At 61.9% G+C, this 15,872-nt stretch carries 12 protein-coding genes and 2 pseudogenes; 8 read left to right on the forward strand and 6 right to left on the reverse strand.

Going from position 1 to position 15,872, the window contains the following annotated elements:
- Positions 1–56 precede the first annotated feature (56 nt).
- The 8 genes and pseudogenes from pip to J2Y83_RS01280 all read left to right on the forward strand — a co-directional run bounded on the left by pip (position 57) and on the right by J2Y83_RS01280 (position 9,919).
- On the forward strand, positions 57–1,028 hold the full coding sequence (pip, locus tag J2Y83_RS01245; RefSeq protein WP_247407482.1) for a prolyl aminopeptidase: 972 nt from the start codon (positions 57–59) through the stop codon (positions 1,026–1,028).
- Entirely contained in the window at positions 1,025–1,462 is a 438-nt protein-coding gene (gene dtd, locus J2Y83_RS01250; RefSeq protein ID WP_247407480.1) for a D-aminoacyl-tRNA deacylase, read from the forward strand. The genes pip and dtd overlap by 4 nt, the downstream gene beginning before the upstream one ends.
- Positions 1,463–1,728: 266 nt before the next feature.
- Entirely contained in the window at positions 1,729–3,456 is a 1,728-nt protein-coding gene (locus J2Y83_RS01255; RefSeq protein WP_307513890.1) for a glucan biosynthesis protein G, read from the forward strand.
- Positions 3,449–6,021, forward strand: a pseudogene (mdoH, locus tag J2Y83_RS01260) (glucans biosynthesis glucosyltransferase MdoH); the annotation flags it as partial. The gene J2Y83_RS01255 and the pseudogene mdoH, both read left to right, overlap by 8 nt.
- Positions 6,022–6,207: 186 nt before the next feature.
- The gene (locus J2Y83_RS01265) at positions 6,208–7,008 is read left to right on the forward strand and encodes a transporter substrate-binding domain-containing protein (RefSeq protein ID WP_253392808.1); all 801 of its coding nucleotides are present in this window, start codon (positions 6,208–6,210) and stop codon (positions 7,006–7,008) included.
- A gap of 219 nt (positions 7,009–7,227) precedes the next feature.
- The gene (locus J2Y83_RS01270; RefSeq protein ID WP_105695026.1) at positions 7,228–8,025 is read left to right on the forward strand and encodes a transporter substrate-binding domain-containing protein; all 798 of its coding nucleotides are present in this window, start codon (positions 7,228–7,230) and stop codon (positions 8,023–8,025) included.
- Between the two features lie 207 nt (positions 8,026–8,232).
- Positions 8,233–9,192, forward strand: a complete 960-nt coding sequence (locus J2Y83_RS01275; RefSeq protein WP_253392810.1) for an amino acid ABC transporter permease — start codon at positions 8,233–8,235, stop codon at positions 9,190–9,192.
- Complete coding sequence (locus J2Y83_RS01280) at positions 9,185–9,919, forward strand: amino acid ABC transporter ATP-binding protein (RefSeq protein WP_253392813.1); 735 nt, start codon at positions 9,185–9,187, stop codon at positions 9,917–9,919. Before J2Y83_RS01275 ends, J2Y83_RS01280 begins: the two co-directional genes overlap by 8 nt.
- A 3-nt stretch (positions 9,920–9,922) precedes the next feature.
- Here J2Y83_RS01280 and J2Y83_RS01285 read toward each other — a convergent pair whose 3' ends face one another.
- The 6 genes and pseudogenes from J2Y83_RS01285 to tatB all read right to left on the reverse strand — a co-directional run bounded on the left by J2Y83_RS01285 (position 9,923) and on the right by tatB (position 15,868).
- On the reverse strand, positions 9,923–11,830 hold the full coding sequence (locus J2Y83_RS01285) for a methyl-accepting chemotaxis protein (RefSeq protein WP_253392814.1): 1,908 nt from the start codon (positions 11,828–11,830) through the stop codon (positions 9,923–9,925).
- Positions 11,831–11,973: 143 nt separating this feature from the next.
- Positions 11,974–12,846 carry a methyl-accepting chemotaxis protein gene (locus J2Y83_RS29730; protein ID WP_425262839.1) on the reverse strand — a complete coding sequence of 291 codons (873 nt, stop codon included), beginning with the start codon at positions 12,844–12,846 and terminating at the stop codon, positions 11,974–11,976.
- Positions 12,832–13,890, reverse strand: a pseudogene (locus J2Y83_RS29735) (methyl-accepting chemotaxis protein); the annotation flags it as partial. The pseudogene J2Y83_RS29735 and the gene J2Y83_RS29730, both read right to left, overlap by 15 nt.
- Positions 13,891–13,971: 81 nt before the next feature.
- Positions 13,972–14,679 (reverse strand): 16S rRNA (uracil(1498)-N(3))-methyltransferase, encoded by a 708-nt coding sequence (locus J2Y83_RS01295; RefSeq protein ID WP_253392818.1) that lies wholly within the window; start codon positions 14,677–14,679, stop codon positions 13,972–13,974.
- Positions 14,676–15,470, reverse strand: coding sequence for a twin-arginine translocase subunit TatC (gene tatC, locus J2Y83_RS01300; RefSeq protein WP_247402944.1), 795 nt, complete (start codon positions 15,468–15,470; stop codon positions 14,676–14,678). Before tatC ends, J2Y83_RS01295 begins: the two co-directional genes overlap by 4 nt.
- Positions 15,467–15,868: a Sec-independent protein translocase protein TatB gene (gene tatB / locus J2Y83_RS01305; RefSeq protein WP_253392820.1), complete on the reverse strand. Its 402-nt coding sequence runs from the start codon at positions 15,866–15,868 to the stop codon at positions 15,467–15,469. The genes tatC and tatB overlap by 4 nt, the downstream gene beginning before the upstream one ends.
- Positions 15,869–15,872: the final 4 nt, after the last annotated feature.

Genomic DNA, 15,872 nt, shown 5'->3' on the forward strand with positions numbered 1-15,872 from the left:
CGGCAGAATAAAAGACGTCCCCCCAGGGATGAACCCGACCCCCTACGGAGCGCGCAATGCAGACTTGGTACCCGCAGATCAAACCCTACGCCCGGCACGATCTGGCCGTCGATGACACCCACACCCTGTATGTCGATGAAAGTGGCTCCCCCGAAGGCTTGCCCGTCGTATTCATCCATGGTGGCCCTGGCTCCGGTTGCGACGCCAACAGCCGCTGCTATTTCGATCCGAACCTGTACCACATCATCACCTTTGACCAGCGTGGCTGCGGGCGTTCCACCCCCCGCGCCAGCCTGGAAAACAACACCACCTGGGACCTGGTCGCCGACCTTGAGCGCATTCGCGAGCACCTGGGCATCGACAAATGGGTGTTGTTCGGTGGCTCCTGGGGTTCGACCCTGGCGCTGGCCTACGCGCAAACCCATCCCGAGCGCGTGCATGGTTTGATCGTGCGCGGGATTTTCCTGGCCCGGCCCCAGGACATCCGCTGGTTTTACCAGGAAGGCGCCAGCCGCCTGTTTCCGGATTACTGGCAGGATTACCTTGCGCCGATCCCTCAGGACGAGCGCCACGACCTGCTCACCGCGTACCACAAGCGCCTGACCGGCAACGACCAGATTGCCCAGATGCACGCCGCCAAGGCCTGGTCCACCTGGGAAGGGCGCATGTTGGGCCTGTGCCCGAACCCGCAGTTGATCGAGCGTTTCGCCGAGCCCCAGCGTGCGCTGTCGATTGCTCGCATCGAGTGCCACTACTTCACCAATAATTCCTTCCTGGAACCCAACCAGCTGATTCGCGACATGCACAAGATCGCCCATCTGCCTGGCGTAATCATCCACGGCCGCTACGATATGATCTGTCCGCTGGATAACGCGTGGGAGCTGCATCAGGCCTGGCCGAACAGTGAACTGCAGGTGATCCGCGAGGCGGGCCATGCGGCGTCCGAGCCCGGCATCACCGATGCCTTGGTGCGCGCGACCGGCGAGATGGCGCGCCGCCTGCTGGACCTGCCGCCTGAAGAAGCATGAAGGGCCTGTTGCAACGGGTGCGTGGCGCCCGGGTCGAGGTCGCGGGCGAAATCGTCGGCGCGATCGACCAGGGTTTGCTGGTGCTGGTGGCCGTGGAACCTGCGGATACCGTCGAGAGCGCCGACAAGCTGCTGCATAAGCTGCTTAACTATCGGGTGTTCAGCGACGACGACGGCAAGATGAACCTGTCGCTCAAGGATATCGGCGGCGGTTTGCTGCTGGTGTCGCAGTTCACGCTGGCGGCGGATACCAAAAGCGGGCTGCGGCCAAGTTTCTCCACCGCCGCGCCGCCGGCCCTGGGCGCAGCACTTTTTGAACACTTGCTGTTACAAGCGCAACAATTGCATGGCAAGGTGGCGTCAGGGCGTTTTGGTGCGGATATGCAGGTACATTTGGTCAATGATGGCCCTGTGACCTTCCTCTTGCAGACATGAATGTATTAAAAACGACGTTAATGCCTAAAAACGCAGGGTTTCGCTACAAATACTTCGTTGTCCCTGATGCGTTGTCTCGCGGGCTACTAGATAATCGCGCGCTACGGGGATCAGCGTTGTTTGGTCCATTTTTGACTTAGGTAGAGACTTGTCCGACAGCCTCAGGGGAATCATTTTGTCCCAGGGGAGTCGGAACAATGCTCGCCAACCTGGCATATAGATAGCTGGCCGTTGGTTTTTTGATCTGTTTTCGGCGAGGGTTGCTCGTGATTGTTAGTCCCTGTAATGCACCAAAATTGTCTGCCAAACGGTTACGAAACGCACTGGTGACGGGCTCCGCCCTGTTTTGCCTGTTCGGCGCGGGTCAACTGTGGGCATTCAGTCTGGATGATGTGTCGGCCAAGGCAAAAGAGCTGGCCGGGCAGAAATACGAAGCTCCGCGCAGCAATCTGCCGAACGAATTCCGCGAAATGAAATTCGCTGACTATCAGAAGATTCGTTTCCGTAACGAAAAAGCCGAGTGGGCCGATCAGAATACCCCGTTCAAGCTGTCCTTCTATCACCAGGGTATGCACTTCGATACACCGGTGAAAATCAACGAAGTCACCGCCGACAGCGTCCAGGAAATCAAATACGACCCGACGCGCTTCGATTTCGGCGACGTCAAATTTGATCCCAAGTCCACCGAGCAGTTGGGTTATGCCGGTTTCCGTGTGCTGTTCCCGATCAACAAGGGCGACAAGCAAGACGAAATCCTGACCATGCTCGGCGCCAGCTATTTCCGCGTTGTGGGCAAGGACCAGGTGTATGGCCTGTCCGCCCGTGGCATGGCGATCGATACCGCGCTGCCGTCCGGCGAAGAGTTCCCGCGTTTCACCGAGTTCTGGATCGAGCGTCCAAAGCCGGGTGACAAGCACCTGGTGATCTTCGCCCTGCTGGATTCGCCGCGCGCCACCGGTGCCTATCGCCTGATCCTGCGTCCGGGCACCGACACCGTGGTCGACGTCAAGTCCCAGATGTTCCTGCGCGACAAGGTCAGCAAGCTGGGCGTTGCCCCGTTGACCAGCATGTTCCTGTTCGGCGCGAACCAGCCGTCCAAGGTCCTCAACTACCGTCGCGAGCTGCATGATTCCAGCGGCCTGTCGATCCATGCCGGTAATGGCGAGTGGATCTGGCGCCCACTGAACAACCCTAAACACCTGTCGGTCAGCAACTTCACCGTAGAGAACCCGCGTGGTTTCGGCCTGCTGCAACGCGGTCGCAACTTCAGCCACTACGAAGACCTGGACGACAATTACGACAAGCGCCCAAGCGCCTGGATCGAGCCTGAAGGCGACTGGGGCAAGGGTTCCGTCGACCTGGTGGAGATCCCGACCGCCGATGAAACCAACGACAACATCGTTGCCTTCTGGAGCCCGGAAAAACTGCCGGAAGTCGGCCAGCCGCTGGAGGTCGCCTATCGCCTGCACTGGACCCTGGACGACGCTGCGTTCCATTCGCCGGACAGCGCCTGGGTCAAGCAGACCCTGCGTTCCACCGGCGACGTGAAGCAATCCAACCTGATCCGTCAGCCGGATGGCAGCGTGGCGTACCTGGTGGACTTCGAGGGTCCGGCCCTGAAGAAACTGCTGCCGGACGCGCCGGTTCGCAGCCAGGTGAGCGTGGGTGACAACGCTGAGTTGGTCGAAAACAGCGTGCGTTACAACGCGCACACCAAAGGCTGGCGCCTGACCTTGCGCATGAAGATCAAGGACGCAGGCAAACCGACTGAAATGCGTGCGGCCCTGGTCCAGGACATCGTGCAGCCTGAGCCCGAGAAGGTGTCGACCCAAGTACTCAAAGCCGACAAAGTGCTGGCCAAACAGCATGAGAAACAGGCCAAGAAAGACAAGGAAGCCAAGCAGCCAGAAGCTGCCCCAGCCACACCGGAGCCGATCAAGACCGAGCAAGTCCTGACCGAAACCTGGAGCTATCAGTTGCCTGCCGATGAGTAATTCTCAAGTCCAGCCAGAGACTCTGTCCGAGTACCTGGCGCACCTGCCGATGACCGCAGAGCAGCGCGCCGAACTGGCGGGCTGTACATCCTTCAGCGAACTGCACGAACGTTTGTCGTCCAAGGCGTTCGATGCCCCGGTCGACGCCGCCCAAGCGTCGGTTGGCCGGCGGTTGACCCTCAGCACGGCTGAAGAACTGCAGGACGCCGAAATGCTGGCGCTCGACGCCAGCGGCCGTGTGTGCCTCAAGGCCACCCCGCCGATTCGTCGGACCAAGGTTGTGCCTGAGCCGTGGCGCACCAATATCCTGGTGCGCGGCTGGCGCCGGCTGACCGGTCGCACCAACCCGCCGACGCCGCCGAAAGACGAACGTGTGCTGCCGGCAGCGCGCTGGCGCACCGTCGGTTCGATCCGTCGCTACATCCTGCTGGTGCTGATGCTCGGCCAGACCATCGTGGCTGGCTGGTACATGAAAGGCATCATGCCGTATCAGGGTTGGTCGCTGGTCGACTTCGACGAGATCCGCAACCAGACCCTGCTGCAAACCGCTACCCAGGTACTGCCTTACGCGCTGCAAACCAGCATCCTGATCATGTTCGGGATCTTGTTCTGCTGGGTGTCGGCGGGTTTCTGGACCGCGTTGATGGGCTTCCTCGAACTGCTGACCGGCCACGATAAATACCGGATCTCCGGTAAAAGTGCTGGCAACGAGCCGATTCCGAAGAGTGCGCGTACCGCGCTGGTGATGCCGATCTGTAACGAAGACGTGCCCCGCGTATTCGCTGGCCTGCGCGCGACGTTCGAGTCGGTCGCGGCGACCGGTGACCTGGACCGCTTCGACTTCTTCGTGCTCAGCGACAGTAACGACGCCGACATCTGCATCGCCGAACAGCAAGCCTGGCTCGACGTGTGCCGCGAAGCCGGTGGCTTCGGCAAGATCTTCTATCGCCGCCGTCGCCGTCGCGTCAAACGCAAGAGCGGCAACCTCGACGACTTCTGCCGTCGCTGGGGCGGTGACTACAAGTACATGGTCGTTCTCGACGCCGACAGCGTGATGAGCGGCGAATGCCTGACCAGCCTGGTGCGCCTGATGGAAGCCACGCCGGATGCCGGGATTATCCAGACCGCGCCACGGGCGTCGGGCATGGACACCCTGTATGCGCGCATGCAGCAGTTCGCCACCCGCGTGTACGGCCCGCTGTTTACCGCCGGCCTGCACTTCTGGCAGTTGGGTGAATCCCACTACTGGGGTCACAACGCAATCATCCGTATGAAGCCGTTTATCGAGCACTGCGCCCTGGCGCCGTTGCCGGGTAAAGGCGCGTTCGCCGGTGCGATCCTGTCCCACGACTTCGTTGAAGCCGCGCTGATGCGCCGTGCCGGCTGGGGCGTGTGGATTGCCTACGACCTGCCGGGCAGCTACGAAGAACTGCCGCCGAACCTGCTGGACGAACTCAAGCGCGACCGTCGCTGGTGCCACGGCAACCTGATGAACTTCCGCCTGTTCCTAGTCAAGGGCATGCACCCGGTTCACCGTGCGGTGTTCCTTACCGGCGTGATGTCTTACCTGTCGGCACCGTTGTGGTTCTTCTTCCTGGTGCTGTCCACCGCGTTGCTGGCGGTGAACACCTTGATGGAGCCGCAGTACTTCATGGCGCCGCGCCAGTTGTACCCGCTGTGGCCGCAATGGCATCCGGACAAGGCGGTGGCGCTGTTCTCCACCACCGTCGTGCTGCTGTTCCTGCCGAAGTTGCTGAGCGTCATCCTGATCTGGGCCAAGGGCGCGAAAGAGTTCGGTGGCAAGTTCAAGGTGACAATGTCGATGCTGCTGGAGATGTTGTTCTCCATGCTGCTGGCGCCGGTGCGGATGATCTTCCACACCCGCTTCGTCCTCGCCGCGTTCCTCGGTTGGGCCGCGACCTGGAACTCGCCGCAGCGTGACGACGACTCCACCCCATGGGGTGAAGCGGTCAAGCGCCACGGTCCGCAAACCCTGCTCGGCTTCCTCTGGGCGCTGTTGGTGGTGTGGTTGAACCCGAGCTTCCTGTGGTGGCTGATCCCGATCGTCGGTTCGCTGATGCTGTCGATCCCGGTGTCGGTGATTTCCAGTCGGGTCAAGCTGGGTCTCAAGTCCCGTGACGAGAGCCTGTTCCTGATCCCTGAGGAATACAATCCGCCGCAAGCGCTGCTGTCGACCGAGAAGTACACCCACGAAAACCGTTGGCACGCCCTCAACGACGGGTTTGTGCGTTCGGTGGTCGACCCGCAGCAGAACGCCCTGGCCTGCGCCCTGGCGACCTCGCGTCACCGTGAGGCGGAGCCGATCGAGTACCTGCGTGGCGAGCGCGTGCGTTATGCGTTGAAAGTCGGCCCTGCCGGCCTCACCAACGCCGAACGCCTGGCCTTGCTCAGTGACCCGGTGGCCCTGGCCCGCTTGCACGAGCAGGTCTGGAGCGAAGGGCATGCCGAGTGGTTGGGTGCCTGGCGCGAGTCGATCAAGTCCGATCCGCATGCGCCATTGCTGCCGTTGCAACCGCTGTCGTCCCAGGCTCAACCGGCCTGATTCAGACGCCCCCGAGGGTTCTCCTCGGGGGCATCTCAAGCGCTGGTCCTACAGCGTTTACCGCGTCTTCCTTTGTGCCCTAACTCCTTGTTATTTCGAAACAAAAGTCCCTGGTTCGAGGCGTATTGCCGTGCCTGTGTCTGAGTTAGCATCGCCCCCCGAAATTTGACTCGACCACAGGGGGATTCATGATCAAAAGGTATTGTTCGGCATTGCTGATGGGCGCTGTCGCATTGATTCACGGTGGTCTGGTGCAGGCCGGCGCGCTGGACGACGCCGTTCGGCGTGGCGTGCTGAAAGTGGGGACCACGCCCACCTACGTGCCGTTCGAGATGACCGATAAACAGGGGCGTATCGTCGGTTTTGAAGTCGATTTGCTCCAGGCGATGAGCCGCGCCCTGGGGGTTGAGCTTGAACTGGTGGCGGTGCCGTACACCGAGTTGCTGTCGGGGCTGATGGCGAGGAAGTTCGATCTGATTGGCAGCGGCATGACGGTCACGCAGGAGCGCAACCTCAAGCTGAACTTCAGCGACTCGTTTATCGTGGTCGGCCAAACGGTGTTGCTGCATCCGCGCCTCGCCGGCAAGGTTGCCAGCATCGAGGACCTGGACGACGCCGGCTACCGCATCGCCACCACTGAAGGCACTACCGCAGAGGCTGCGGCGCAACGATTCCTCGGGGCTGCTCGGCTAAGCAGTTTCGCGACGCCGGAGGAAGGGGTGCGCCAGGTGGTGATCGGTGCGGCCGATGCGTTCATCCATGACGCGCCCTACAACCTGATCGCGATGACTCGGCCGGAAAACCAGGCATTGCTGGTGCTGGAGCAACCCTTCACCTACGAGCCCCTGGCGTTCGGCCTGAAAAAGGGCGATTACGACAGCCTGAACTGGATCAACCATTTCCTCAACCAAGTGGCGCAGGACGGTACCTACGATCGCCTGTACGACAAGTGGTTCAAGGACACCGATTGGATGGCGGAGGTCGACTGAAAGTCATAAGTGCTTACACATCAACCCATTGCCTGAGCCGGGCGATAAGGTGTCTATCCCTGCGCTTCTGCGTGGTGTTGTAGGGTTTTTCCGACATACCTCGACAACTATTACCCGTGAAACCTTTGTGCCGGGCAGCGAGTGGGTTAGGATCGCACCCCGAAATGGTGCAGCCCTTTTGCGCGCCGACCTCATAAGAATCGTTCAGGGGACTTGATGATGAAAAAGTATCTTTCGATGCTGCTGCTCGGCGTCACCGCGCTGGTCGCGGCCAATGCGGCTCAGGCCGGTGCCATCGACGATGCGGTCAAGCGCGGCACGCTGAAAGTCGGCATGGACCCGACCTACATGCCGTTCGAAATGACCGACAAGCGCGGTGAAATCATCGGCTTCGAAGTCGACATCCTCAAGGCCATGGCCAAGTCCATGGGCGTCAAACTGGAACTGGTGTCCACTGGCTACGACGGCATCATCCCGGCCTTCCTCACCGGTAAGTTCGACATGATCGGCAGCGGCATGACCCTGACCCAGGAACGCAACCTGCGCCTGAACTTCAGCGAACCGTTCATCGTGGTTGGCCAGACCCTGCTGATCCGCAAGGACCTGGAAGGCACCATCAAGTCCTACAAAGACCTGAACGACGAGAAATACCGCCTGACCTCCAAGCTCGGCACCACCGGCGAGATGGTCGCCAAGAAGCTGATCTCCAAGGCCAAGTACCACGGCTACGACAACGAACAGGAAGGCGTGCTGGACGTGGTCAACGGCAAGGCCGATGCCTTTGTGTATGACGCGCCGTACAACGTCGTCGCCGAGAAGAAAGTCGGTAACGGCAAGCTGGTGTTCCTTGAAGAACCCTTCACTTTCGAGCCGTTGGCCTTCGGCCTGAAGAAAGGCGACTACGACAGCATCAACTACATCAACAACTTCCTGCACCAGATCAGGAACGACGGCACCTACGATCGCATCCATGACAAGTGGTTCAAGAGTTCCGAGTGGCTCAAGGACATGGAATAACGCCGGCTCCTATGGCTCCTGCTTTCTGTAGGAGCGAGCTTGCTCGCGAAGGCCGTCAACGATAACGCGGGCTTACTGAATAAACGCGGTGTCTTTGAGTTTTTCGCGAGCAAGCTCGCTCCTACAAAATGCCTTGACTGAATGGCATTAGGGCAAGCCCGCCCGCCACAAAGGTGGGGCTTACCCGACCCTTTTGGATGTTGAGTAATGAAACAGAAAAAAGCCCAATGGCCCTGGCACCTGCTGACCGTGGTCGTGCTGGTCGGCCTGGCTGGCGCCTTGTACTACGCCACGTCGCTGATGTCCTACGAATGGCGCTGGAACCGCGTGCCGCAATATTTCGCCTATCAGGCCGAAACGTCCCTGCGCGCGGCGGATGTGTCCACCGTTGTCGAGTTGGTGCGCAAAGGCGATGTGGCCGAAGTCACCCTGCGCAACGACGCGGGCACCGAGCAAAAACTCACCGTGGCCGACAACAGCCTGCAAGTGGCACGTGGCGATGACGTGGCGGAAGGCGATGTAGTGGGCGTGACCCGGCAGTGGGCGCTGGGACCATTGATGTGGGGCTTGTGGACCACCTTGTGGCTGTCCGTGGTGTCCGGGGTCCTGGGCTTGGCGATCGGCCTGGCGACGGGTTTGTGCCGGCTGTCCAGCAACCCGACCTTGCGCGATCTGTCGACGATCTACGTCGAACTGGTGCGCGGCACCCCGCTATTGGTGCAGATCTTCATTTTCTATTTCTTTATCGGTACGGTGCTCAACCTGTCCCGGGAGTTTGCCGCGATCGCTGCGCTGTCGCTGTTCACCGGGGCCTACGTGGCGGAAATTGTCCGAGGCGGTGTGCAGTCGATCGCCCGAGGCCAGAACGAAGCCGCGCGCTCGCTGGGCTTGAGTGCCAGCCAGTCGATGCGCCATGTGGTGCTGCCGCAGGCGCTCAAACGCGTGCTACCGCCCCTGGCCGGGCAATTTATCAGCCTGGTGAAAGACACCTCGCTGGTATCGGTGATCGCGATTACCGAGCTGCTCAAGAGCGGCCGCGAAGTCATCACCACCTCGTTTTCGCCGTTTGAAATTCTGTTCTGCGTGGCAGGCCTGTACCTGTTGATCAACCTGCCGCTGTCGAAAATGGCCAGCCGGCTTGAGCGGAGGCTCGCGCAAAGTGATTGAAGTCCGCGATCTGGTAAAAGTCTTCGACACCCGTGGCCATGTGGTGCGCGCGGTGGACCACGTCACCACCCAGGTCGCCAAAGGCGAAGTGCTGGTGGTGATCGGCCCGTCTGGCTCGGGCAAGTCGACCTTCCTGCGCTGCCTCAATGGCCTGGAAGCGTTCGATTCGGGTTCGGTGAGCATCGACGGCTTGCAACTGGCTGATCCGAAAACCGACGTGAACGCCTATCGCCGCGAAGTCGGCATGGTGTTCCAGCACTTCAACCTGTTCCCCCACATGACCGTGCTGGAGAACCTGTGCCTGGCGCAAAAAGTCGTGCGCAAGCGTGGCAAGAAAGAGCGTGAAGCCAAGGCCCTGGCGTTGCTGGAAAAGGTCGGCATTGCGCAAAAGGCCAACGAGTTTCCCTCGCGGCTGTCCGGCGGCCAGCAGCAGCGGGTGGCGATTGCCCGTGCGCTGGCGATGGAACCCAAGGTGATGCTGTTCGACGAGCCCACCTCGGCCCTCGACCCGGAAATGGTCGGCGAAGTGCTCGACGTCATGAAAACCCTGGCCCTGGAAGGCATGACCATGGTCTGTGTCACCCACGAAATGGGCTTTGCCCGTGAAGTGGCGGACCGAGTGCTGTTCTTCGACCATGGCAAGCTGCTCGAAGACGCGGCCCCGGCCGCGTTCTTCGACGCGCCGAAAGACCCGCGCGCCCAGGCCTTCCTGCGCCAGGTGCTGTGAGCCTCAGAGCCTGAACTTGCCGACCAGTGTCTGCAAATCCAGGCTCAACTGGCTCAATTGAGCGCTCGCTGCCGCCGTTTCTTCACCGGCGGCGGCGGTTTGCTCGGACACATCGCGCACCTTCAATACACTGCGATTGATCTCCTCGGCCACCGCGCTTTGTTCCTCGGCGGCGGCGGCAATCTGCGGGTTCATTTCCTGGATGACCGACACCGTGCGCGCAATGGCCGCCAGGGCGTCGCCGGCGTCGCGGGTCAGGCTGACGCTGTTGTCCGTCAGGCTGCGACTGCTGTCCATGATGTCCGCCACCTGCTGGGTGCCGGTATGCAGGCGCAGGATCAGTCCTTCAATTTCCTCGGCCGATTCCTGCGTGCGCTGGGCCAGGCTGCGCACTTCATCGGCGACCACCGCGAAACCTTCCCCGGCACTGCCCGCACGCGCCGCTTCGATGGCGGCGTTCAGGGCCAGCAGGTTGGTCTGCTGGGAGACTGACTTGATCACGTCGAGTACGCTGCCGATCTGTTGGCTCTCCTGCTGCAGCGCCAGCATCGCCCGGCTGGAGAGTGCCATTTCACTGGCCAGGTGGCCGATCTGCTCCACCGCCTGCGCAACCACTTTGTCGCCAAGGTGGGTCTGTTGGTCGGCTTCGCGCGCCGCGATCGACGCCTGCTCGGCATGCCGGGCGACCTCTTGGGCGGTGGCGAGCATTTCATTCATGGCCGTGGCCACCTGATCGGTTTCGTCCTTTTGATTGTTGACCCCGGCGCGGGTTTGTTCGGTGACGGTGGATAACTGTGTGGCCGCGCTGGCGATTTGCCGGGCGCTGTCGCCGATGCCGCTGATCAGGCCACGCAGGTTGCGGGTCATCTGCGCCATGCTCTGCTGCAACTGGCCCAGTTCGTCGCGGCGCTCCACGACGGGTTTTTCGCTTAAGTCGCCCGAGGCAATGCGGTTGGCGGCGGCCAAGGCGTCGCGCAACGGCAGGGCGATCTGCCGGGCGATCCACCAGGCCGCCAAGGCCCCCAGTAGCAGGGCGGCAAGGGTGACGCTGATCAGCCGTGTTTGGGTTTGCTCGGCTTCCCGGTCGCGCTTGACGATTTGCCCCTGGCTGACCAGGTCGCTTTGCTCCAGCAGTTGATCGAGTTGTTGTTCAAAGCGTATTTGCACGGTTTCGGTGTCGAGTTGCGCCTGCTTGAGCGTGGTCAGCAGCGCGCGGTATTGCGCGAGGTCGGTTTTGAGCAGGGCGGAGTCCACGGGCAGGCTGGTGACGGCGGCTTGAGCGACGTCCAGAGCGTCGAGGGCCTTGCCCACCGTTTCGACATAGGCCTGCAACGACTCGGCGGCCCAGGCGGGGCTGCGGACACGATCTTCGGCCTGCTCCATGGCCTGGCGCAGATCTTCGACGGCATCGAGCGCCTTCTGGTCGTCCTGGTCCGGCAGTTCGCTGGCCAGTTGCGCGAGGGTGTCGCTGGCTTGCAGGGCGATTTTTTGCAGCGGCGGCCGGGTGTTTTCCCGTTGTTCGATCAGCGGCGGCAATTCCACCAGTACCGCTTTGAAGCTGGCCACCAGACGTTCGGCCTCCTCAAGGCGCTGCAGGTCGGTCGGATCTTTCAAGTGTTTTGACAGGTAGTCGAGGTGCTGGTCGATTTTTTCGATCTGCCGCGTCATTTTGCCCAGGCTGGCCGTGTCGGTGAGCGTTCGGTACACGATGCGGTCGGCGCGCATGGCCTCCGCGTCGGCGGCCAGTTGGCCCAGCACCGTCAGGTTGCTGGAGCGGAACAGGGCGGCATTCAAAGCCTGCCAGCCGGTCATGGCGATGATGAAACTGAGGACCAGCACCTGGCCAAACCCCAGGGCGAGTTTGAGTCGGACGCTGGCGTTGACCAGCAAGCGGGTCAGCCGAGGAAACATGATGCACCTCCAAATCTGAAAAAGCGCTGTGCGACAAGGCAAACGCTAAAACGATTTGGGGTGAGGGAGGGCTGATAAGTGCGTAGGAAATTTCACAAGTTGCTGAAGTGCGGCGACCCGGATGGCTCGCCGCCCAGCGCCGGTCAGATGCGGAAGCGCCCGACCAGGGTTTGCAGGTAGATGCCCAGGCGCGCCAGTTCAGCGCTGGAGGCGGCGGTCTCTTCACTGGCCGAGGACGTTTGCTCCGACACATCGCGCACGTTCAGTACGCTGCGGTTGATCTCTTCGGCCACGGCGCTTTGTTGCTCGGCGGCGGTGGCAATCTGCGAGTTCATCGCCTGGATCGTCGATACGGTACGAGTGATGTTCGCCAGGGCGCTGCCGGCGCGGCGCGTCAACTCGACGCTGCTGTCGGTCAGCCCGCGGCTGTTGTCCATGATGGTCGCCACCTGCTGGGTGCCGGCTTGCAGGCCGACGATCAGTTCTTCGATCTCTTCCGTGGATTTTTGCGTGCGCTGGGCCAGGCTGCGCACTTCATCGGCCACCACCGCGAAGCCACGCCCGGCTTCACCGGCTCGCGCTGCTTCAATCGCGGCGTTCAGCGCCAGCAGGTTGGTTTGTTGGGCCACCGACTTGATCACGTCGAGCACGCTGCCGATCTTGTCGCTTTCGCGCTTGAGATGGCCCATGGCCTCGGTGGAGTTGCCGACCTCAGTGGCCAGGCGTTCGATCTGGACGATGGCTTCACCGACCACCTTGTCGCCTTCGCGGGCCTGCTGGTCGGCCGCTACGGCGGCTTCGGAGGCTTCCTCGGCGTTGCGCGCAACTTCCTGCACGGTCGCGGCCATTTCATTCATGGCCGTGGCGACTTGGTCGGTCTCGATTTTCTGATTGTTGACCCCGGCGCTGGTCTGCTCGGTGACCGACGACAATTGCTCGGCGGCGCTGGCGATCTGGGTGACGCCGTCGCTGATGCCGCCGATCAGTTCGCGCAGGCCCACGGTCATGCTTTGCATGGCACGTTGCAGTTGGCCCAGTTCGTCCTGGCGCGTGGACGTCAGGTCGTGGCTCAGGTCGCCCGAGGCAACGCGCTCGGCCACCTTGAGGGTCTGATTCAGTGGGGTGACGATCTGGCGCGTAATCACCCAGGCGGCCACCAGGCCAAAGATCAATGCCAGTACGGTGGCGAGCAGCAGCAGGTACTTGGCCTGGGCGGCATCGGTGTCGCGCACTGCGGTCTGGGAAATCGTGAGCTTATCACTGCGGGTTAGCAGGATATCGCCTTGCGCGGCCATGGTTTTGAGTGCGATGGCGGTGGCCGCCTGGGAGTCGCGGAACTGGCTGACGGCGGCGCGATAGGCTTGCAGCGAGACACTGGCCTGCTGCAGCTCGGCCTGGTATTGCGCCGGCAATGCGCCTTGCAGTTCAGTGATCTTCTTCAGGGCGTTGTCGATGGCGTCGAGCGCAGGTTGCTCAGCCTCGACCTTGCCGCTGTAGGTGTAGCCGCGGACCTGGAAGCGCGCTTGCTGGATCAGCTTGCTCAGTTCGACCACGCTATTGAATGGGGTGACGCTGTCGCCTTGCAGCAGGGACTTCTCGACTTCATTCACCTTGAGCACGGCATTGTCGGCGGTATTGCCCAGCTTGCTGCGCGCATCTTCGCGGTTGGCGCCGGCTTGCGCCATATCGCTGAATGCGAGCTTGTATTGGTCCACGGCGGCCAATTGCTCATCGATCAGGGCGATGTCCGTGGGATTTTCGATCAGCGTGCGGGCGGTCTTCATGCCGCTGTCCAGCCGGTTCAGCAGGTCGCTGACGGCTGCCGTGCCTTGTTCGCCATGGCGCATTTCATAGTCCAGGCGGGCGATACGCAGGTCTTTGGTCAAGACATTGAGGCTGGAGATATACCCCAGTTTGTCGCCACGGCTGCTCACATCGCCCAGGCCGGTCCAGCCGGTGAAGGTGATCAACAAGGTAAGGAGCAACACCAGGCCAAAGCCTACGCCCAGCTTGTGGTTGACGCTGACATTCCCCAGCTTTTCGGCTAACCAACGATACATGTTGCGAACTCCCGTGGAACAAGGCTTGAACTTATTCGACGGTTATCGGCAGCGCAGCAAGAATCTGTAGGAATAGGGTGGCTAGAACAGCCGGGCGAGCAGGGCGGTGACGGCGGTCTCAACCCGCAGGATGCGTGCGCCCAGTTGCACCGGTTGCAAGCCGGCCTTGGTCAGCAGGTCGACCTCGTAGGGAATCCAGCCGCCTTCCGGGCCGATGGCCAAGGTCACCGGCTCATCCAGCCCGCGCGGGCAGGGTGGGTAATCGCCGGGATGGCCGATCAGGCCGAGGGTGCCTGCGGTCAGAGCGGGCAGGCGGTCTTCGACGAAGGGCTTGAAGCGTTTTTCGATGATGATCTCGGGTAACACCGTGTCCCGCGCCTGCTCCAGGCCGAGGATCAATTGCTCGCGAATCGCCTCGGGCTCCAGGAAGGGGGTTTGCCAGAAGCTCTTTTCCACGCGGTAGCTGTTGAGCAGCACTACCTTCGGCACGCCCATGGCGGCGACGGTTTGCAGCACCCGGCGGAGCATTTTCGGGCGGGGCAGGGCCAGCAACAGGGTCAGCGGCAGTTTGGCCGGCGGCGGCAGGTCGAAGGCCACTTGCAGCTCGGCTTCGCGGGCTTCCAGGCGCAGCAATTGGGCATTGCCCATCAGCCCGCCGATGCGCCCGACCCGCAGGTTGTCGCCCACCGTCGCGCGGTGGACGTCCTGCATATGCACCAGGCGCCGGTCACGCAGGACCACCCGGTCGGCCGCGATAAAGTCGGCCTCTTCAAGCAGCAGCAGGTTCACGGCTGGGTCGCTGGCGGCTGGTCGTTGTCGTCGGCGGCTTGGTCGTCGGGGTGTTCGCCACGCTTGGTGATCAGGCTGCTGAACAGGATGCCGATCTCGAACAGCATCCACATCGGCACGGCCAGCAGGGTCTGGGAGAAGATGTCCGGCGGGGTCAGGATCATGCCGACCACGAAGCAGCCGATGATCACGTAGGGGCGGACCTTCTTCAGGTATTGCACGTTGACCACGCCGATCCATACCAGCAACACCACGGCCACCGGGATTTCGAAGGCTACGCCGAAGGCGAAGAACAGCGTCATCACGAAGTCGAGGTAGCTGGTGATGTCGGTCATCATCTCCACGCCGGCCGGGGTGGCGGCGGCGAAGAACTTGAAGATCAGCGGGAACACCAGGAAGTAAGCGAACGCCATGCCGGTGTAGAACAGCAGGATGCTCGACACCAACAACGGCACCGCGATGCGCTTCTCATGCTTGTACAGGCCGGGGGCGATAAAGCCCCAGATCTGGTGCAGGATCACCGGGATCGCCAGGAACAGCGAGACCATCATCGTCAGCTTCAATGGCGTGAGGAACGGCGACGACACGTCGGTGGCGATCATCGTCGCGCCGGCCGGCAGGTAATGGCGCAGGGGCGTGGAGACGAAGGTGTAGATCTGCTGGGTAAAGGCGAACAGCCCGGCAAAGATCACGAAGATCGCCGCCACGCAACGCAGCAGGCGGGTACGCAGCTCGGTGAGGTGCGAGACCAGCGGCATGTGCTGGTCGTTTTCCGGTTTATCAGCGCTCATGGGGCTCGCGGCGGCAATGTAGGGTCATGGGGAGCGGGCGCCGCGATGGGCGCCGGCGCTGGCTCGGTTGGAGTGGCGGGCGTTGCTTCAACAGCGGGCGTCGGCGCGATGCTGTGCTCGGCCACGGGCGCCACCGGCTTGGCCTGCTCCTGCACCGGCGTCAGAATATTGCGCGCCTCTTGCTCCAACGACAGGATGTGCTCGTTGTGCAGTTGGCGGCGGATTTCGTCGGCGCCGATTTCCCGTTCAACTTCCTGTTTGATGGCGTTGAAACTGCGTTTCAGGCGCCCGATCCACAGGCCAGCCGTGCGCGCGGCACCGGGCAGGCGTTCCGGCCCCAGTACCAGCAAGGCCACGAGGCCGACGAGCAGCAGTTCAGAGAAGCTGATACCAAACATTAGT

It is taken from the genome of Pseudomonas marginalis, from assembly GCF_024169655.1.
Taxonomy (GTDB): Bacteria; Pseudomonadota; Gammaproteobacteria; order Pseudomonadales; family Pseudomonadaceae; genus Aquipseudomonas; species Aquipseudomonas paraveronii.